The 16098-nt window shown below is 40.5% G+C and carries 19 protein-coding genes and 1 other RNA gene; 15 read left to right on the top strand and 5 right to left on the bottom strand.

Annotation, left to right across the window (positions count from 1 at the left end; all coding sequences use genetic code 11):
• Nucleotides 1-13 precede the first annotated feature (13 nt).
• Nucleotides 14-607, bottom strand: coding sequence for a Holliday junction resolvase RecU (gene recU / locus ACFO3D_RS03915; RefSeq protein WP_390293298.1), 594 nt, complete (start codon nt 605-607; stop codon nt 14-16).
• A 93-nt stretch (nt 608-700) separates the two neighbouring features.
• Here recU and ACFO3D_RS03910 point away from each other — a divergent pair, with 93 nt between their 5' ends.
• The 8 genes from ACFO3D_RS03910 to ACFO3D_RS03875 all read left to right on the top strand — a co-directional run bounded on the left by ACFO3D_RS03910 (nt 701) and on the right by ACFO3D_RS03875 (nt 6917).
• Complete coding sequence (locus ACFO3D_RS03910; protein WP_390293297.1) at nt 701-1642, top strand: DUF2515 family protein; 942 nt, start codon at nt 701-703, stop codon at nt 1640-1642.
• A gap of 306 nt (nt 1643-1948) precedes the next feature.
• Nucleotides 1949-2197 (top strand): hypothetical protein, encoded by a 249-nt coding sequence (locus tag ACFO3D_RS03905; protein ID WP_390293296.1) that lies wholly within the window; start codon nt 1949-1951, stop codon nt 2195-2197.
• A gap of 62 nt (nt 2198-2259) precedes the next feature.
• On the top strand, nt 2260-2616 hold the full coding sequence (locus ACFO3D_RS03900; protein ID WP_390293295.1) for a DUF1798 family protein: 357 nt from the start codon (nt 2260-2262) through the stop codon (nt 2614-2616).
• A 159-nt stretch (nt 2617-2775) separates the two neighbouring features.
• Nucleotides 2776-3177, top strand: coding sequence for a cytidine deaminase (locus ACFO3D_RS03895; RefSeq protein ID WP_390293294.1), 402 nt, complete (start codon nt 2776-2778; stop codon nt 3175-3177).
• A 194-nt stretch (nt 3178-3371) separates the two neighbouring features.
• The gene (gpsB, locus tag ACFO3D_RS03890; RefSeq protein WP_390293293.1) at nt 3372-3671 is read left to right on the top strand and encodes a cell division regulator GpsB; all 300 of its coding nucleotides are present in this window, start codon (nt 3372-3374) and stop codon (nt 3669-3671) included.
• Nucleotides 3672-3736: 65 nt separating this feature from the next.
• An RNA gene (gene rnpB, locus ACFO3D_RS03885) (RNase P RNA component class B) lies at nt 3737-4121 on the top strand.
• Nucleotides 4122-4274: 153 nt separating this feature from the next.
• Nucleotides 4275-5405, top strand: a complete 1131-nt coding sequence (locus tag ACFO3D_RS03880; RefSeq protein ID WP_390293292.1) for a THUMP domain-containing class I SAM-dependent RNA methyltransferase — start codon at nt 4275-4277, stop codon at nt 5403-5405.
• A gap of 12 nt (nt 5406-5417) precedes the next feature.
• A complete protein-coding gene (locus ACFO3D_RS03875) occupies nt 5418-6917 on the top strand; it encodes a carboxypeptidase M32 (protein ID WP_390293291.1) in 1500 nt (499 codons plus the stop codon).
• A 57-nt stretch (nt 6918-6974) separates the two neighbouring features.
• Here ACFO3D_RS03875 and ACFO3D_RS03870 read toward each other — a convergent pair whose 3' ends face one another.
• The gene (locus tag ACFO3D_RS03870) at nt 6975-7121 is read right to left on the bottom strand and encodes a cytochrome c oxidase subunit 2A (protein WP_390293290.1); all 147 of its coding nucleotides are present in this window, start codon (nt 7119-7121) and stop codon (nt 6975-6977) included.
• Between the two features lie 185 nt (nt 7122-7306).
• Between ACFO3D_RS03870 and ACFO3D_RS03865 the strand changes: the two genes are divergently transcribed.
• Together ACFO3D_RS03865 and ACFO3D_RS03860 are read left to right on the top strand one after the other, a co-directional pair.
• Nucleotides 7307-8395 carry a type III polyketide synthase gene (locus tag ACFO3D_RS03865; RefSeq protein WP_390293289.1) on the top strand — a complete coding sequence of 363 codons (1089 nt, stop codon included), beginning with the start codon at nt 7307-7309 and terminating at the stop codon, nt 8393-8395.
• Nucleotides 8392-8904, top strand: a complete 513-nt coding sequence (locus ACFO3D_RS03860) for an isoprenylcysteine carboxyl methyltransferase family protein (protein WP_390293288.1) — start codon at nt 8392-8394, stop codon at nt 8902-8904. The genes ACFO3D_RS03865 and ACFO3D_RS03860 overlap by 4 nt, the downstream gene beginning before the upstream one ends.
• Nucleotides 8905-8938: 34 nt before the next feature.
• Here the strand turns inward: ACFO3D_RS03860 and ACFO3D_RS03855 are convergent, their stop codons facing one another.
• Together ACFO3D_RS03855 and ACFO3D_RS03850 are read right to left on the bottom strand one after the other, a co-directional pair.
• Nucleotides 8939-9613, bottom strand: coding sequence for a queuosine precursor transporter (locus ACFO3D_RS03855; protein WP_390293287.1), 675 nt, complete (start codon nt 9611-9613; stop codon nt 8939-8941).
• 300 nt (nt 9614-9913) lie between these two features.
• A complete protein-coding gene (locus ACFO3D_RS03850) occupies nt 9914-10114 on the bottom strand; it encodes a cold-shock protein (protein ID WP_390293286.1) in 201 nt (66 codons plus the stop codon).
• A 347-nt stretch (nt 10115-10461) separates the two neighbouring features.
• Here ACFO3D_RS03850 and ACFO3D_RS03845 point away from each other — a divergent pair, with 347 nt between their 5' ends.
• Together ACFO3D_RS03845 and ACFO3D_RS03840 are read left to right on the top strand one after the other, a co-directional pair.
• The gene (locus tag ACFO3D_RS03845; protein ID WP_390293285.1) at nt 10462-12132 is read left to right on the top strand and encodes a formate--tetrahydrofolate ligase; all 1671 of its coding nucleotides are present in this window, start codon (nt 10462-10464) and stop codon (nt 12130-12132) included.
• On the top strand, nt 12132-12734 hold the full coding sequence (locus ACFO3D_RS03840) for an HD domain-containing protein (protein WP_390293284.1): 603 nt from the start codon (nt 12132-12134) through the stop codon (nt 12732-12734). Before ACFO3D_RS03845 ends, ACFO3D_RS03840 begins: the two co-directional genes overlap by 1 nt.
• Nucleotides 12735-12778: 44 nt before the next feature.
• On the opposite strand, the gene ACFO3D_RS03835 is transcribed toward ACFO3D_RS03840, so the two are convergent.
• Nucleotides 12779-13792, bottom strand: coding sequence for a C40 family peptidase (locus ACFO3D_RS03835; protein WP_390293283.1), 1014 nt, complete (start codon nt 13790-13792; stop codon nt 12779-12781).
• Nucleotides 13793-13921: 129 nt separating this feature from the next.
• Between ACFO3D_RS03835 and ACFO3D_RS03830 the strand changes: the two genes are divergently transcribed.
• The 3 genes from ACFO3D_RS03830 to mobA are packed head-to-tail and all read left to right on the top strand — an operon-like array spanning nt 13922 to nt 15990.
• Nucleotides 13922-14881 (top strand): thymidylate synthase, encoded by a 960-nt coding sequence (locus ACFO3D_RS03830; RefSeq protein ID WP_390293281.1) that lies wholly within the window; start codon nt 13922-13924, stop codon nt 14879-14881.
• 25 nt (nt 14882-14906) lie between these two features.
• On the top strand, nt 14907-15395 hold the full coding sequence (locus ACFO3D_RS03825; RefSeq protein WP_390293280.1) for a dihydrofolate reductase: 489 nt from the start codon (nt 14907-14909) through the stop codon (nt 15393-15395).
• A 16-nt stretch (nt 15396-15411) separates the two neighbouring features.
• Nucleotides 15412-15990, top strand: a complete 579-nt coding sequence (mobA, locus tag ACFO3D_RS03820) for a molybdenum cofactor guanylyltransferase (protein ID WP_390293279.1) — start codon at nt 15412-15414, stop codon at nt 15988-15990.
• Nucleotides 15991-16098 lie beyond the last annotated feature (108 nt).

Genomic DNA, 16098 nt, shown 5'->3' with positions numbered 1-16098 from the left:
ATCTTCCTCCAATCTAAAAATAAAGCTTATCAATTATAGCTAAATAGTTAACTCTTGCCTGGTAATGAAAGGGTATTAAATATCCCTCGTTCGTTATGGTTTCATATGGAATTGACTTTTTGCCATCTTTTTTGAACTGTTGATCCCAATAAGGGAAAAAAGACTCAGCTGGAATATAATATGTCTTATTATATACTGCAAAACGGATTATTAAAAAGCTGATGCCTCCATGATGAATCACCGATTTCATATGGGCGATTTGGTGCTCGTGAATATTTGCCAGCGGAAAACGCGTCTTATTCTTTGTCTCCTTTGCTTCGAAATCAATATATTTGTTCCGGTATATACCGTTGTAGTCGGTAGTGGAAGCCTGCTTGAAATACGCTTCTGTAATTACAGCAGCACTCCTTTTCGGATAGTTAACATTAACAATTTGTACTGGTGTTGGTTTCTTATGGATGACTGCTCTGTCCGTATCCAGGTAAAAAGTATTGGTAGCATTAATATCCTCTTCCAGCGTCATCCCTCGGTTACTGTAACCTTGTGAGAAATTGGTTCCAGGGGATTTTCCAGCGCTGCTGTACTGTTTGCCGTTTGGATATTTCATTTATATTCCCCCTAGCGTATTACAGTATCATACCAAAAAAAAGATACATTGATAACCTTAATTATACACTGAAATAAGAAGGGAGGTGGCATTATGGAGTCTGAGCGGGATATCAAGTATATATCCAGGCAAGTAAGTAGTCATAACCTCGATAACATTTCCCGAACCCGAGCATACCAAAACTTTTTTCTTGAATTTCCGGAGATTAAATGGGCATTTGTTGCCAGCATGGTTTCCAGGAACGCTGGCTGGAATATGACCGATTTATTCCTGAGTCCTTTCCGAAAACTTCTTTCACATAAAGAACGTAAACAACTCTTCATGACATACGAGCGAGCAAACTGGCTTATTTTTTCAGATGCGTATCCTCAATTACTTATATATAAACTTTCCAAAGAACTAAATAAGCCTATGTTTCATTTGCTCCCAGCTTTCCACGTGTCGCGGTTTATGGTGAAGGAATGGTTTATTTTCTGGGAGGATCAAGATGAACACCGGTTAATGACAGCTTTGATCATAAATGAACAAAATGTTATCCATCAACCTGTCATTAAACAATCTTATTTTAAATATCAAATATTCCTTAGATTTCCATACCTTCTTCAAGATCGTTTGTTTATGAATGCCGTCCTGATTCCCGCTTTTCAGGATAAACTATACGGTATTTATATTCATGGATTTACCAATCTAACTCGTCGAATTACTGTTGGAAAACAAATTGCATCTGTATTATTTAATCCTCTGGTATATGAGGGTGTGAAACAGTTTGCTGTTGAGACAGAGCATACCGGTTCACGCCGTGATTATGAAAGACTGCTGTATCGCCATTTTGAAAAGGGTCCTCTGTTACGGACGGTCTACCCAGTAATAAACCATCAAGATAATATTCGGAAAGACTGGTGCAGGAAAGGGGGGATTCATCATAAATGGTGGGCACAGGACGACTGTAAACCGGACGCCGAAGTGGCTAATTCATTCTATAAAAGAAGAAAGATATTATATACCTATTATCACCTTAGAGAGTGGCTTAAGTGAAAAAAGGATTTGTGGGTGACAAATCCTTTTCTCTATAGGAATTATGCTTAAGTAGATGGACGATCCGGTCCATCCAGTTTTTTATTTCTTGTTTTGTCCTGCTTGTTTTTCCTGTATTTTTCAGTCTTCAGTTCCTGCTTGCTTTTTTTCATATATATTCCCTCCTTCCCTGCATAGTTTGTCTTAGAACAAGCGAATCTACACTTCTTTTGCCGCTTTTATTCTAGTTTTGTCGACCGTGAAGGGATAGGAGAAATAACGCCGAAATTATATAACAGCAGAAAATCTTAGGTTGGAGGTGGCATGATGGGGATTTTAAAAGAAGCGGATGAGAATTTTTACGGAGTAGACAGAAAGGAGTTTGCGGGTTCTCTTGCGAAATTGAATGATCAACTTCGGTTAATTGAGCAGAAACTAACGGTTTTTACTGACAATGAAATCAACAGGTTATATAGAATACGGAGAAGTGAACTGAGCCACTTACGGGTTAGACTGGAAAATAGCAGATTAAACAAAGAAGACGGCAGTTCAGCACAAACAAAGAAATTGTCCTGATTCCTGTTCATTATGATAAAATAATTTGTGGAATACATTAATCAAAAAAGGCAGGATTTCTTATGGATTTGGAATTACAAACCGAACTGTTTAAACAGCATACAGAGAAGTTAAAGGAAAGATACGAATTAAACGAGCCTCCGGAAAACAAAAAGGATAGAGAGTTTTTCCTGATGGTAAAAGAACATACAACACCTATTTATACGTTGCTCGAAGACTGGGAAGAAAATGCTTTGGCTGCAGTTAAGGAACGACGAGTCACCATTCACCCGCATCAGGTCACATCAACCAGGGAAAACATGGAGTTGCTTCTTATGCACAGTTTTTATGTCGATGTAAAACGAAAAAGATATATGGAGCTGAATCATTCCATACACTTCATTCTCGACCAGCTGCTGCGAGACCTGCGAGAGAAGTAATAACTTTACAGTAATTTCAATTTCTTTTAAACTGAAATAAGGAAAAGTAATCACCTTAGACCGATAGTAACAACAACGAACGGCTTATCCAAAGTATGTTTACCGAGATAAGTCATTTCTTGTGATTATCTTCCGAGTAAGATATAAGGGGAGAAGAGCTTGGCCAAAAAAGATCTGATTCAAAAAGCAGAAGAAATACGCAATAAAGCATATGTACCTTATTCATCATTCCCTGTAGGTGCTGCCCTTTTAACTAGATCGGGAAAAGTGTATACTGGCTGCAATATTGAAAATGCCGCTTATCCTGTTTCATGCTGTGCCGAACGTGTAGCTATATTTAAAGCAATTGCCGATGGGGAAAAGGATTTTACCGAGATGGCCGTCATTGCAGATACAAAACGTCCGGTACCTCCTTGTGGCTCTTGCCGTCAGGTGATGAGTGAATTTTTCAACAAAGATATGACAATCCATCTAACAAATTTACATAATGAAATCAGAACGGTAACGATGGAAGAGCTTCTGCCTTTTTCTTTCCAGCCTGAAGATTTGAATGATCGATGACAGTGGGAGCTGCTTAATTAAGCAGCTTCTATTTTTGTTCACTGGAAGCTGAAAGACAAGTTCCGAAATTAATGTTATACTAGGAAAAGAGTATTTGATGCATAAAATAGATGGACAAAAATACAATTAAAATGGACAACTGATTATGTTTTCTTTGTAATGATGACAATCGGAAAAATACGAGGTGACGTAAAATGAATTCAGATCGTATTCAACTCAGCGGTAAAGACATCCTGGAGAAAGAATTTAAAACAGCTATGCGGGGATATCATCAGGAAGAAGTAGATGAGTTCCTGGACACAGTAATTCAGGACTATGAAGCGTTTCAGCAGGAAATCGACCGGCTCCGGCAGGAAAATGAACGACTGAGAAAGCAGACAGACCAAACCAGAACACGTACACAGACACCAAATCATCAGGTTAATTATGACATTTTAAAACGTCTGTCTAATTTGGAGAAGGCAGTCTTCGGTAAAAAGTTTGCTGATTCCTGATAATTACAGAATTTGTCAGTGAATTACACCTTGAATTATGATATAATAGTTTTAGCAGATGTTGAATACTCACGTAATCGCTGTATACTTCAGTATGCAGAGGAAAGTCCATGCTCACACAGGCTGTGATGCCTGTAGTGTTCGTGCTCAACGAAATCATAAGTTGAGGTAGCCTTTATAGGTTAACGGCAGTGTAAATTCCTAAGTCCTCGGATACGGAATGATACGCTTGAAAGTGCCACAGTGACGTAGCCGGTCTGGAAACAGCCCGGGTGGAACGCGGTAAACCCCACGAGTGAGCAACCCAAATAATGGTAGGGGCATCCTTGATTAGGGAAATGAACCGAAAAAGGGACAGACAATGACTTTTGTCTGTAGATAAATGGTTACGACCATTGTACGAGGCTGACCATCGTTTGAGTACAATGGAACAGAACATGGCTTATTGAGTATTTAACGGTCAACTATTATACGTAAACTACAGACCTCATCAGTTGAGTTATCTTAGCTGATGGGGTTTTTTGCTGTCCTATGCTTTGAGTATTCCAAAAGCAGATGGTAAACTATTACTGATTTAAAATCCTGGAAGTGAGTGAAGCATTTATGGCTAAAGATGTTACATTAATCGCAACAGCTGCAATGGGTCTTGAGTCGGTTGTTGGAAATGAAGTAAAGCAATTAGGATATGAAATCAATGTGGAAAACGGCAGGGTAGTATTTCAAGCACCAATATCTGCCATCCCTCGCTGTAATCTATGGCTACGGTCTGCCGACAGGGTTAAGGTGCTAGTTGGTAAATTCAATGCTACCACTTTTGATGAATTGTTTGAAGCCACTAAAGCGTTGCCTTGGGAGCAGTATATTGATGAAAATGGTAAGTTTCCTGTTTCTGGTAAATCCGTAAAGTCCACGCTATATAGTGTTTCCGATTGTCAGGCTATTGTAAAAAAAGCAATTGCTGAACGACTTAAAATAAAACATGGTGTCGCTGGTAAAATGCCTGAGACGGAAGGTTCTTATAAGGTAGAGGTGGCTATTCATAAAGATGAAGCCCTTCTCACAATTGACACTTCCGGTGCAGGATTGCATAAACGAGGATACCGAGTCGGACAGGGAGAAGCCCCGCTTAAAGAGACAATGGCAGCTGCTCTTGTCATGCTTACTAACTGGAAACCAGACTATCCCTTGATTGATCCATTCTGCGGTTCAGGAACCATCCCGATTGAAGCTGCTCTGATCGGACAGAATATTGCTCCTGGTTTTAATCGGGAGTTTGCTTCAGAGGAGTGGAGTTGGATAAAACCTCGGTATTGGAATAGTGCATTTGAGGAAGCAGAGGACCTGGCGAACTATGATCAACCGCTTGATATTACTGGTTCTGACATTGACCATAATCTTACTAAGATTGCAAAGGATAATGCAACTGAAGCAGGTCTGGCCGATCTGATTGAGTGGAAGCAAATGCAAGTCAGAGACTTGTTTATCCGTCAGGAAAATGGGTATATAATCGGGAACCCCCCATATGGTCAGCGGATAGGGGATCAGAAAGAAGTTGCGAAAATTTATCAGGATCTAGGAAAAATCATGCGTGAACATCCTACCTGGAGTGTTTATATTCTGACGGCATATGATCGTTTTGAAAAAGAGTATGGAGTGCAGGCAACGAAAAAACGCAAGCTATTTAACGGTTTCATTGAGACCAACTATTATCAGTATTTCGGCAATAAACAATAGGGGGACAACCTGATGGACAACGTTAAACAAATTGAAAAAGATTTTAGGGAATTGCTTACCGAGCAGAATGCATATCGTGAAGCGATTACGCTGATTCATTGGGATATGCGTACTAAGATTCCTAAAAAAGGGGTTGAGCAACGCTCCGAGGTAGTTGGTTTCCTTTCAGAAAAGCTCCATCAGATTGAGACCTCTGATAAAATGAAATATTTTATTGATATACTGAAAGACAATACCGAAGATGAAATCCTCAAGAAAACCATAGAAGATTGTGAAGAGACATATGAAAGGAACCGGAAAATTCCCCATAATGAATTCAGGGAATATGTGATGTTGCAATCCAAGTCAGAATCCGTCTGGCAGGAAGCTCGGGAAAATAATGATTTTTCTCTGTTCAGTCCTTATCTTGAAAAGCTTGTGGAATTTAACAAGCGGTTTGCCGGCTACTGGGGGTATGAGAATAACATCTATGATGCATTATTACATAATTATGAGCCAGGAGTAACTACTGAAACACTGGACCGAGTATTTCCTGATCTTAGAAAATCACTCACTTCTCTACTCGAGAGAATCAAGCAAAGTACTTCTAAGCCAGACCCTGGAATACTAACGGGGTTCTTTCCCAAGGCGGACCAGGAGGCCTTTAGCTTAGCGGTTCTACAAGAGATGGGCTATGATTTTACATCTGGCCGGCTGGATGAAACAATTCATCCATTTGCTATTGCGCTCAATCAAAATGATGTACGTGTTACAACCCGATTTGATGAGGAAGACTTCCGGATGGCTGTATTTGGGACAATTCATGAGGGCGGGCATGCCTTATATGAACAGAATATTAGTCCTCAATTGGCTGGTACGCCTCTTTCAACGGGAACTTCGATGGGTATTCATGAATCCCAGTCACTATTCTGGGAAAACTTTGTGGCGCGGAAGGAAGCTTTTTGGGAGAGACACTATGATACATTTTTAAAATATGCTCCTGAACAGTTTCATAAAATGCCACTAAATCAGTTTTACCGGGCAGTAAATGAGGTGAAGCCTTCACTAATTCGGATAGAAGCGGATGAATTGACCTATTCACTTCACATTATGATCCGTTATGAACTGGAGAAAGCACTTATAAATGGTGAGATAACTGTGGATGAACTTCCAGGCCTTTGGAATGAAAAAATGAAGGAATATCTGGGTGTAGAACCACCTACTGACAGGGAAGGCGTTTTGCAGGATATTCACTGGTCTTCCGGTGATTTCGGATACTTTCCATCATATGCGTTGGGTTATATGTACGCTGCTCAGTTCCATAATACATTGAAAAAAGAAATCAACTTTGATGATCATTTGTTAAACGGTCGGTTTAATGAGGTACGTGAGTGGCTTACCAGGAATATTCACCAACATGGAAAAATGAAAAAACCTCTTCAGATTATTGAAGAGGTGACAGGTGAAAAGCTTAACCCGGACCATCTGGTAACATACCTCACCAGCAAGTACAGTAAAATCTATGACTTTTAAAGGAAAAACAGGGGCTATCCCTGTTTTTTTATATCTATAAAAATTGTTCATAAATTCCTACAACATAGTGAACAACGAATATACGCCAAACCAGCTTGCCAATACACATAATCCAATCAACATAACAGATACGAAAACCCATTTTAAATCAGGATTATTCTTTTCCTTGAACTTTTCTTCATTCTTATAATGAATATCTGCCAATTTTCAAACTCCCTCCTGACAGAAAAATTACTTGTGTTTATAATACACAATTTTAGCCGGTGATAAGTCTTTTTTTGTGATGTTTCACAAATTCTTCAATAATATTTGTCTATTTTAAGAGTAAACAAATCTGTATTATTTTTCCGGTTAGTAACCAAACTAAGCAAAAAAGGTGAGTCCAGTAAATGACCAATGTATGTTCAATCGGCCTCGGCATCCCAGAGTATGAATTATCACAGGAGGATATTAAAAAGCTTGTCGGCGAAATTTTTGAAGATCTTTCTCCTAAACAGTTGGCCAGATTTCTTCCGGTGTTCGACAATACCATGATAGAGAAGCGCCATTTTGCTGTGGATAGAGAGTGGTTTAAGGCAGACCATACATTTAAGGAAAAAAACAATCTTTATCACCGCTACGCATTACGTTATTCGTTGTCAGCTATTGATGATTGCCTGAATAACATGGATTTTCTCGAGCGAGCCATCCCATACGAAGCTGTAGATATGCTGATCTTCATTTCAAGCACCGGTATTGCAACCCCCTCACTAGATACTTACTTATTCAATGAGCGTCCTTTTCGGGAGGATACCGTCAGAATGCCATTATGGGGTCTGGGATGCGCGGGCGGTGCAATTGGTCTATCGAGGGCATTTGAGTGGTTGTGCGCGCATCCTGAAAAGAATGCCTTGGTAGTCTGTTGTGAACTGTGCAGCCTTACTTTCCAGCGAAATGATTTTAGAAAAAGCAACCTTATCGGCACTGCATTATTCGGTGACGGAGCGGCAGCTTCACTGATTCTTGGTGATAAGTCTCCGTATCAAGAATACAGTAGGGGAACAAAGCCAAAAATTAAACAGACAAGTTCCATGACCAAGAAACACAGCAACTCTGTGATGGGATGGAATGTAACCAACGAAGGGCTCGAAGTTATTTTTTCAAAAAGCATTCCATCACTGGTCAGGTCTTTCTGGAAAAGGCATACAGACAGATTTATCGGGGATATTAACAGAAACGAAATTAATTCATTTATTGCTCATCCGGGCGGAAGGAAAGTACTTGAGGCCATGGAAGAGGTACTGGGTGAGCCAAAGATTAAATTTCAGCATTCGTACAATGTCCTTCAGCGTTACGGAAATATGTCCTCAGCGACTGTATTATTTGTCCTGCAAAATTGGCTTAAGCACCAAGCAGAAAACGAGGAAACAGGGATACTGTCAGCTTTAGGTCCTGGATTCAGTTCTGAATTATTATTATTGGAGTGGAAGAAAGAATGACAACATGGATGTGGCTATTTATTATAACAGTGATTGTCCAGCGGCTGGTAGAATTGAACATAGCAAAAAACAATGAACGTTGGATGAAGGAAAGAGGTGGGGTAGAAAGAGGAGAGAAGCACTATAAATGGTTCATTATCCTGCATATGGCTTTTTTCCTGTCGACCATCACAGAAGGTATGTTTGACAACCGGGGAGATATTGGACTTAATTATGCGCTACTGCTTTTGTTTCTGATGACTCAAGCTGCGAGGATCTGGTGTATACAAACACTTGGAAGGTTTTGGAACACAAAGGTGATTGTCCTGCCAGGGGTCGCGCTTATCAAAAAGGGTCCATATAAGTATATAAAACATCCCAATTATCTCATTGTAGGTATTGAATTATTTGTAATTCCGTTTCTGATCGGTGCTTATGTAACCGCCTGTATTTTTCCGGTATTGCATTTGTTCCTTCTGAAAGTCAGGATCCCTCGTGAAGAGAAAGCCCTAACAAAAGCAACCCTTTAAAAATTAGAGGCCAGCATTTAGCTGACCTCTAATTTTATTTTACTTTCATATATTTCGCTGCATACATGAACGGTGTATCGATAAGCGCAACAATGAATTTAATTATATAAGTGGTAATAAAAATCTCAAGCCAAACGCTCGGTGAGTAAATACCTAAAAAGGCTATTGTACAAAATACAGCGGTGTCCAGCAGCTGACTTATCAGCGTACTTCCGTTGTTTCGAAGCCATAAATAGGAGTCAGAGGGAAACATTTTACGTAATTTATCATAGATCCACACATCAAAGTATTGGCTCACGATATATGCAGCCAGGCTTCCGAGTGCGATACGGGGAATCATACCAAAAATGGACTGCAATGGTCCTTGGGCAAAGTCGCTTGCTCCAGGCTCAAACTGAAGAGCAACCTGCATCATGATTGTCATGGCAATCAGGGTAGAGAATCCCAGCCAGACAGCCTGCCTGGCATCTTTTTTGCCATATTTTTCGTTTAGAATATCGGTAGCCAAATATGCTGTCCCGTAAATAATGTTCCCCAGAGTGGCTGTAAGGCCGAACAATTCAATTGTTTTAAGGACCTGGACATTAGCGATAATCGTAGCAATACCAATCCACACAAACAGCCCAGTACGTCCGAATAACCGGTAAAATAATAAAAGCATTCCAAAATTGATAAGTGCAAACAATATCCAAATAAGTTCATTTGGCATAAAAACGCCTCCTTAGTTTTGATAACGCGGGAGTTTGCGAACCGCGGTAACCATGATAGTGCCTGAAGCTACAAAGGCCTTAAACTTATTATTGGATCCAATGAATATTAGCTTAAAACACAGAATTCATTATACGTATACGCTTCTTAAAAAGCAAGATGGGTTTTAACAACCTATAACACCTAAGAATACAGGGATTTTTAAAAAAAGCCTTATACAGTTAAGAAAGTCTGTATACTATATTAAGAGCAAAAAAAGCGGTAATCCTTATTGGATCACCGCTTTATATATTTTGTACTGTTATTTTTTAACTACGTTAGCAGCTTGTGGACCACGGTCACCTTCAACGATTTCAAAAGAAACTTCTTGGCCTTCTTCCAGTGATTTGAAACCTTCTTCCTGGATTGCGGAATAATGTACGAATACATCGTTTCCTTCCTCCAACTGAATGAAGCCATAACCTTTTTCAGCGTTAAACCACTTAACTACTCCATTTTCCATGTAAATAAATCCTCCTAAAAACTTTCACGTAAAACGTGTTATTAATACAAAGCAGACACATGGATATCAAAAAGGCAGCTCAAATAGAAGAATGGGATCACTCACACATCCACTCCTATTGAAGCTGCCTGTTGTTAATGATTCCATACATCTTCTTTGCTTGTGTCTACTATAGCCCAATTCATTTTTCACGTCAAGAATTTACCCTCTAAAAAATACTGTTTTTTACAGTAAAAAATAACAACATTATTTACCCGTCATTTCCCTTGTAAATATGGTTGAAACTAATGTGAAAATTACCATAAATACGTTACACTGTAATTATTAACAGGAGGGGAGAATTACATATGAAAACTGATATCGAAATAGCTCAGGAAGCAAATCTAAAACCAATCAGCGAAATTACCGAGCAGTTGAATCTCGAGATAACAGACTGGGAACCATACGGTCATACTAAGGCTAAGATCTCCGATTCACTGCTTGAAAAGTTCAAGGATCGTCCTGATGGAAAAGTAATTCTTGTGACATCCATCAACCCAACACCTGCAGGGGAAGGTAAGTCGACGGTGACTGTAGGTCTTGGACAGGCACTTAACAGAATAGGGAAAAAAGCGATTATTGCTTTACGAGAACCTTCACTTGGGCCAGTAATGGGGATGAAGGGCGGTGCCGCTGGAGGCGGGTATTCACAAGTGCTGCCTATGGAGGACATAAACCTTCATTTTACAGGAGATTTACATGCGATTACCAGTGCAAATAATGCGTTGTCAGCGTTAATTGATAATCATATCCACAGGGGAAATGAACTGAACATAGATCCACGTAGGGTTGAATGGAAGCGTGTTATTGATATGAATGACCGTGTTCTTCGTCAAATAGTGATCGGGCTTGGTGGTCCATTACGCGGAGTACCGAGGGAAGATGGATTTAATATTACAGTTGCATCCGAAATAATGGCTATATTATGCCTTTCCACAAGCCTGGAGGATCTTCGTGAACGGGTTTCCCGTATAGTTATCGGGTACACGTACGATGAAAAGCCGGTCACAGTCAAAGATTTGAAAATAGAAGGTGCACTTACACTTCTGCTGAAAGATGCGATTAAGCCTAATCTTGTGCAGACAATCGAAAATACCCCTGCCATCATTCATGGTGGCCCATTTGCCAATATAGCCCACGGGTGTAACAGTATTATGGCAACTAAAACGGCGGCTAAGCTTGGAGATTATGTTGTAACCGAGGCAGGGTTTGGTGCAGACCTAGGTGCAGAAAAGTTTCTGGATATCAAAACACGTGCTGGAGAGTTTGATACCTCTGCGGTTGTTATTGTGGCAACCGTCCGTGCGCTTAAAATGCATGGCGGGGTTAACAAGGATGAATTGAAAGAAGAGAATGTCGAGGCATTGAAGGCTGGCATGGAAAATCTGCAAAAACATATCGAAACAATTGAACAGTTTGGATTGCCTTTTGTTGTAGCAATAAATAAATTCCCTACTGATACCGAGCAAGAGACTAACTTTATAAAATCCTGGTGTGAATCTCGGAATATTGAAGTTGCCCTGACCGATGTATGGGCAAATGGCGGTGAAGGCGGTATCGAGCTTGCTGAAAAAATTATCGATAAAGCAGATAATGAAAATCAGGATTTTCAACGGATATACGATTTAAACGATACGCTGGAAACAAAAATAAGAAAAGTTGCTCAAAAAGTTTATGGTGCGGATGATATTGAATTATCAGCAAAGGCCAAAAAACAACTTGTATTCTATGAACAACAGGGATGGGGCAAACTTCCAATCTGTATGGCGAAAACGCAGTATTCCCTATCTGATGACCCTTCGCTTCTTGGAAGGCCACGCGGATTCACCGTTACAATACGGGAGCTTCGACCGTCAATAGGCGCTGGGTTTATCGTAGTTCTTACTGGAGACATGATGACGATGCCTGGACTTCCGAAAAAGCCAGCAGCTCTTAACATGGATGTCACACCGGATGGAAAAATTCTAGGATTATTTTAATGAATAAGAATGAAAAATTAAAAGCAATCCGCGATTATGTTTCCGGAATTTTTGAAGATGATGCAACAGGGCATGATTTTTTCCATATGCAACGTGTTGCCGAAGCGGCTGGAAAAATTGCGGAAAAGGAAGGAGCCAACTTGTTTATCAGTAAGGCGGCTGCATGGGTTCACGATATTGGCGACACTAAATTATCTGATGACCCTGACGAGGATAAGAGAGAACTCCAGACATTTTTTCTTTCCATCAGTTGTACTGCAGAAGAAATCGCGTTAATTACTGAAGCGGCCCGGGATGTTTCGTTTAGTAAAGGAAAGGTACCACAATCACTTGAGGGGAAAGTTGTCCAAGATGCAGATCGGCTTGACGCGTTAGGAGCAGTAGGTATAGCAAGGACTTTTGCCTATGGAGGAGCGAAAGGCCAGCTAATCTGGCATGATCAGAATAAAGAGGGGACATCTATCCAGCATTTTTATGATAAACTGCTGAAACTCAAAGGATTGCTGAATACTGCTTCGGCAGCGGAAATTGCTGAGGAGCGACATTTATTTTTGGAACAGTTTCTCAGCCAGTTTTTTGAGGAATGGCAGTCCCAAACATAGAAAGCCGGGCATAAGTACGGTAACTTATGCCCGGCTTCATTGCATTATTGTACTCTTCGTGATCCAAGGTAGCGTTGATCCCAGTAAGGGTTGCTAAGGTTACTGACCTCCACACCACGGGAAGCGCCTGCGTGAATGAACTTGCCATCCCCGACATAAATACCCATGTGGGATGGGCCGGGTTTATATGTTTCAAAAAATACCAGCTCTCCGACAGAAGGACTGCCTGCAGGCGCTGTGAAGTTCCATGTATCGCTGACTGTTCTTGGAGTCACTTTTCCCTGTGTTTTAAAAATGTATTGGATGAATCCACTGCAATCAAACCCACCAGGGGCTTCACCACCCCATACATATGGAGTGCCAATCAGCGAATAGGCGGTATCGATCACATTTGAGTAATTCGGGCTGGTAACCTCCACTTTTTCATTAGGTGCAGTTGTCTCTTCCGATTCTTTTACAGTTTTTTGTTCAGTCTCAGCCGTTTTATCCTCTTTATTGTATAATGTAGTCAATGAGGATGGCGACACTTCTTCCACAAGCTCGATTCCGTGTTTTTCTTCGGCGACTTCAAGAGCCTTTTGTGTCAACGGACCATAAATACCATCAATTTCTCCATCGTAGTAACCAAAATAATGTAGAGCCCGCTGTACAATCTTTACATCTTTACCATGCATTCCCGGATAAATGGAATCCGACATTTCCGTAATTTGATTCATGTATTTTTCCTTTTCTTCATCAATTATCGCCAGCAGTGTAAGTTTACCGGCCTGACCGGTTACTTTAATATTGTGATCCACCTGGAATTTTTTTAGTGCATGCTCGGTTAGGATGCCAAAATCTCCATCAATATCATCATTGTAGTATGATAGCTCATTCAGTTTAAACTGTAGAACCCTGACTGCTTTACTATGCTGACCATATTGCAGCTTTTCAGCTTCCAGTAATTGATTATTCTGCAGTACTGGATATGCATCCACATATACAGCAAACGGCTGACTCAACACGTAGCTATAAAGAATCGATTGTTTCACCACATGCTCTACGGTGCCATTCAGCATGCAACTATCCCCTTTCTGTGTGGCTATCTCTAAAAAATTTATGTCGATTTTCATTTCATTATGACCCTATTGGTTTTACGTTTATGTTACAATGATTTTTAAGTATGTCTAAGGAGCGGAGGACGAAAAATGATAGATAAAGGCGAACAGGCTTATTTAAATCTTTGCAAATATATCCTTGAAAATGGAACCAAGAAGGAAGACCGGACTAATACAGGTACATATTCGAGTTTCGGCCACCAGATGCGTTTTGATCTGAGCGAGGGCTTCCCACTCCTGACCACTAAAAAAGTGCCATTTCGCTTAGTTGCGAGTGAACTGCTCTGGTTTATTAAAGGAGATACAAATATCCGTTATCTTCTTCAGAACAACAATAACATATGGAATGAGTGGGCTTTCAAAAAATGGGTGGAGAGCCCGGATTATAAAGGCCCTGACATGGATGACTTTGGAAACCGGAGCCAGCGGGATCCCGAATTTAAACGTGTTTACCGTGAGCAGATGGAACTTTTTAAAGCGAAAATACTTGAAGATGATGTTTTTGCAGAAGAATTTGGTGATTTGGGTTCGGTTTATGGAAAGCAATGGCGTAAGTGGAAAACTTCACAAGAGGATACGATTGACCAGCTGAAGGAGGTTATCGATTCTATTCGCACCAAGCCTGATTCCAGACGGCATATTGTTTCGGCATGGAATCCTGAGGATGTACCGGCGATGGCTCTGCCACCATGCCATACTCTGTTTCAATTCTATGTTGCAGATGGCAAGTTATCGTGCCAGCTTTATCAGCGCAGTGCTGACATGTTCCTTGGTGTACCGTTCAATATTGCAAGTTATGCTTTGCTGACTTATTTGATTGCACATGAGTGCGGACTTCAAGCAGGGGAGTTTGTTCATACTCTGGGCGATGCGCATATTTATTCCAATCATGTGGAACAGGTTGAGACACAGCTCGGCCGTAGCTTAAGACCAATGCCTGAGCTCAAAATTAATAGAACCAAAGAGTCCATTTTTGATTTCGAACTGACCGATTTTGAGATAACTGATTATAACCCACACCCTGCGATAAAAGCGCCGATTGCAGTGTAACTGTTAGGAAATAGGAGGTAACAAGATGATTTCTCTGCTCGTAGCAATGGACCGACAGCACGTAATTGGGGCGAACGGTGATTTGCCATGGAGGCTGCCAAACGATCTGAAATTTTTTAAGGAAAAGACGATTGGACATACCATTATAATGGGACGGAAAACCTATGAATCAATTGGAAAGCCTCTATCAAAACGAAGGAATGTAGTGATTACCAGCCAGAATGATGGCTTTCCAGACGAGGTTAAGGTGATCCGCAGTTTAGATACAATAAAAGACTGGCACAAAGAGAATCCGGACGAGGAATTATTTGTAATCGGCGGAGGAAATATTTTTAACCAGATTCTTCCAGATGCGGATCGTATGTATATAACGTTTATTGATGAAGAATTCGAGGGGGACACTTATTTCCCTGGATTTTCGGAGGATGAATGGGTATTAACAGACAGCCAAAAAGGTGAGAAGAATGATAAGAATCCGTACGACTATTATTTTCAGCAATACGACAGGAAATAAGGAGTGCTGATAGTTTATGCGTAAAATGGGAGTTGTATTGGCAGGGGGTAAATCCTCACGTATGGGCACAGATAAATCATTACTTTCACTCAATGGTAAACCGGTAATTCAACATGTTGTAAGCCGGCTGAAGTCCTGCAGTGACGAGGTATGTATAATTGCCAATAACCCAGCTTCGTATAGCTTCCTGAATACTCCTGTATATCCGGACAGGTATAAAGAGAAAGGCCCTTTGGCTGGTATTGAATCAGCTTTGTATAATACGGATGCAGATGTTTACATATGTGCAGCCTGTGATATGCCATTTGTTCATGCTTCTGTATATGAACACCTGCTTGGATTACTAGAGGATGCAGACGCGGTTATACCAGTCTATCCGGACAAAATGCATCCGCTGTCTGCCATTTACACCAAGTATGCTCTTCCGCCAATTCAGGAACTGCTGGATAAGGATATTCGGAAAGTGCGACGTCTATTCGACCGTATAAATGTCAATTATGCGAAAAAGTTCGGAGACATTCCGGACGAAACCCTATCCAGGCATTTCTTTAATATGAATTATCCGGACCAGTATGAAGAGGCAAATCAATTTTAAAGTTGTTAACCCGTAGACGTTCGTGTTAAACTAAAATCGATTCATTGAGAGCGTTCTATGAACTTTGTGTGTATTTTTTAATTTAAATCTGTATTCCTGTCAGCAAAT

Source organism: Virgibacillus kekensis, assembly GCF_042654125.1.
GTDB lineage: Bacteria > Bacillota > Bacilli > Bacillales > Amphibacillaceae > Lentibacillus > Lentibacillus kekensis.
This window is presented reverse-complemented; position numbering and strand designations above follow the sequence as displayed.

What these genes read in the sequence shown, in the direction of transcription:
- gpsB (WP_390293293.1), top strand. Translation starts at nt 3,372, where the DNA reads ATGAATTCAGATCGTATTCAACTCAGCGGTAAAGACATCCTGGAGAAA.
- mobA (WP_390293279.1), top strand. Translation starts at nt 15,412, where the DNA reads ATGCGTAAAATGGGAGTTGTATTGGCAGGGGGTAAATCCTCACGTATG.
- ACFO3D_RS03910 (WP_390293297.1), top strand. Translation starts at nt 701, where the DNA reads ATGGAGTCTGAGCGGGATATCAAGTATATATCCAGGCAAGTAAGTAGT.
- ACFO3D_RS03880 (WP_390293292.1), top strand. Translation starts at nt 4,275, where the DNA reads ATGGCTAAAGATGTTACATTAATCGCAACAGCTGCAATGGGTCTTGAG.
- ACFO3D_RS03840 (WP_390293284.1), top strand. Translation starts at nt 12,132, where the DNA reads ATGAATAAGAATGAAAAATTAAAAGCAATCCGCGATTATGTTTCCGGA.
- ACFO3D_RS03865 (WP_390293289.1), top strand. Translation starts at nt 7,307, where the DNA reads ATGACCAATGTATGTTCAATCGGCCTCGGCATCCCAGAGTATGAATTA.
- ACFO3D_RS03855 (WP_390293287.1), bottom strand. Translation starts at nt 9,613, where the DNA reads ATGCCAAATGAACTTATTTGGATATTGTTTGCACTTATCAATTTTGGA.
- ACFO3D_RS03900 (WP_390293295.1), top strand. Translation starts at nt 2,260, where the DNA reads ATGGATTTGGAATTACAAACCGAACTGTTTAAACAGCATACAGAGAAG.
- ACFO3D_RS03830 (WP_390293281.1), top strand. Translation starts at nt 13,922, where the DNA reads ATGATAGATAAAGGCGAACAGGCTTATTTAAATCTTTGCAAATATATC.
- ACFO3D_RS03835 (WP_390293283.1), bottom strand. Translation starts at nt 13,792, where the DNA reads ATGCTGAATGGCACCGTAGAGCATGTGGTGAAACAATCGATTCTTTAT.
- ACFO3D_RS03860 (WP_390293288.1), top strand. Translation starts at nt 8,392, where the DNA reads ATGACAACATGGATGTGGCTATTTATTATAACAGTGATTGTCCAGCGG.
- ACFO3D_RS03850 (WP_390293286.1), bottom strand. Translation starts at nt 10,114, where the DNA reads ATGGAAAATGGAGTAGTTAAGTGGTTTAACGCTGAAAAAGGTTATGGC.
- ACFO3D_RS03905 (WP_390293296.1), top strand. Translation starts at nt 1,949, where the DNA reads ATGGGGATTTTAAAAGAAGCGGATGAGAATTTTTACGGAGTAGACAGA.
- ACFO3D_RS03875 (WP_390293291.1), top strand. Translation starts at nt 5,418, where the DNA reads ATGGACAACGTTAAACAAATTGAAAAAGATTTTAGGGAATTGCTTACC.
- ACFO3D_RS03825 (WP_390293280.1), top strand. Translation starts at nt 14,907, where the DNA reads ATGATTTCTCTGCTCGTAGCAATGGACCGACAGCACGTAATTGGGGCG.
- ACFO3D_RS03845 (WP_390293285.1), top strand. Translation starts at nt 10,462, where the DNA reads ATGAAAACTGATATCGAAATAGCTCAGGAAGCAAATCTAAAACCAATC.
- recU (WP_390293298.1), bottom strand. Translation starts at nt 607, where the DNA reads ATGAAATATCCAAACGGCAAACAGTACAGCAGCGCTGGAAAATCCCCT.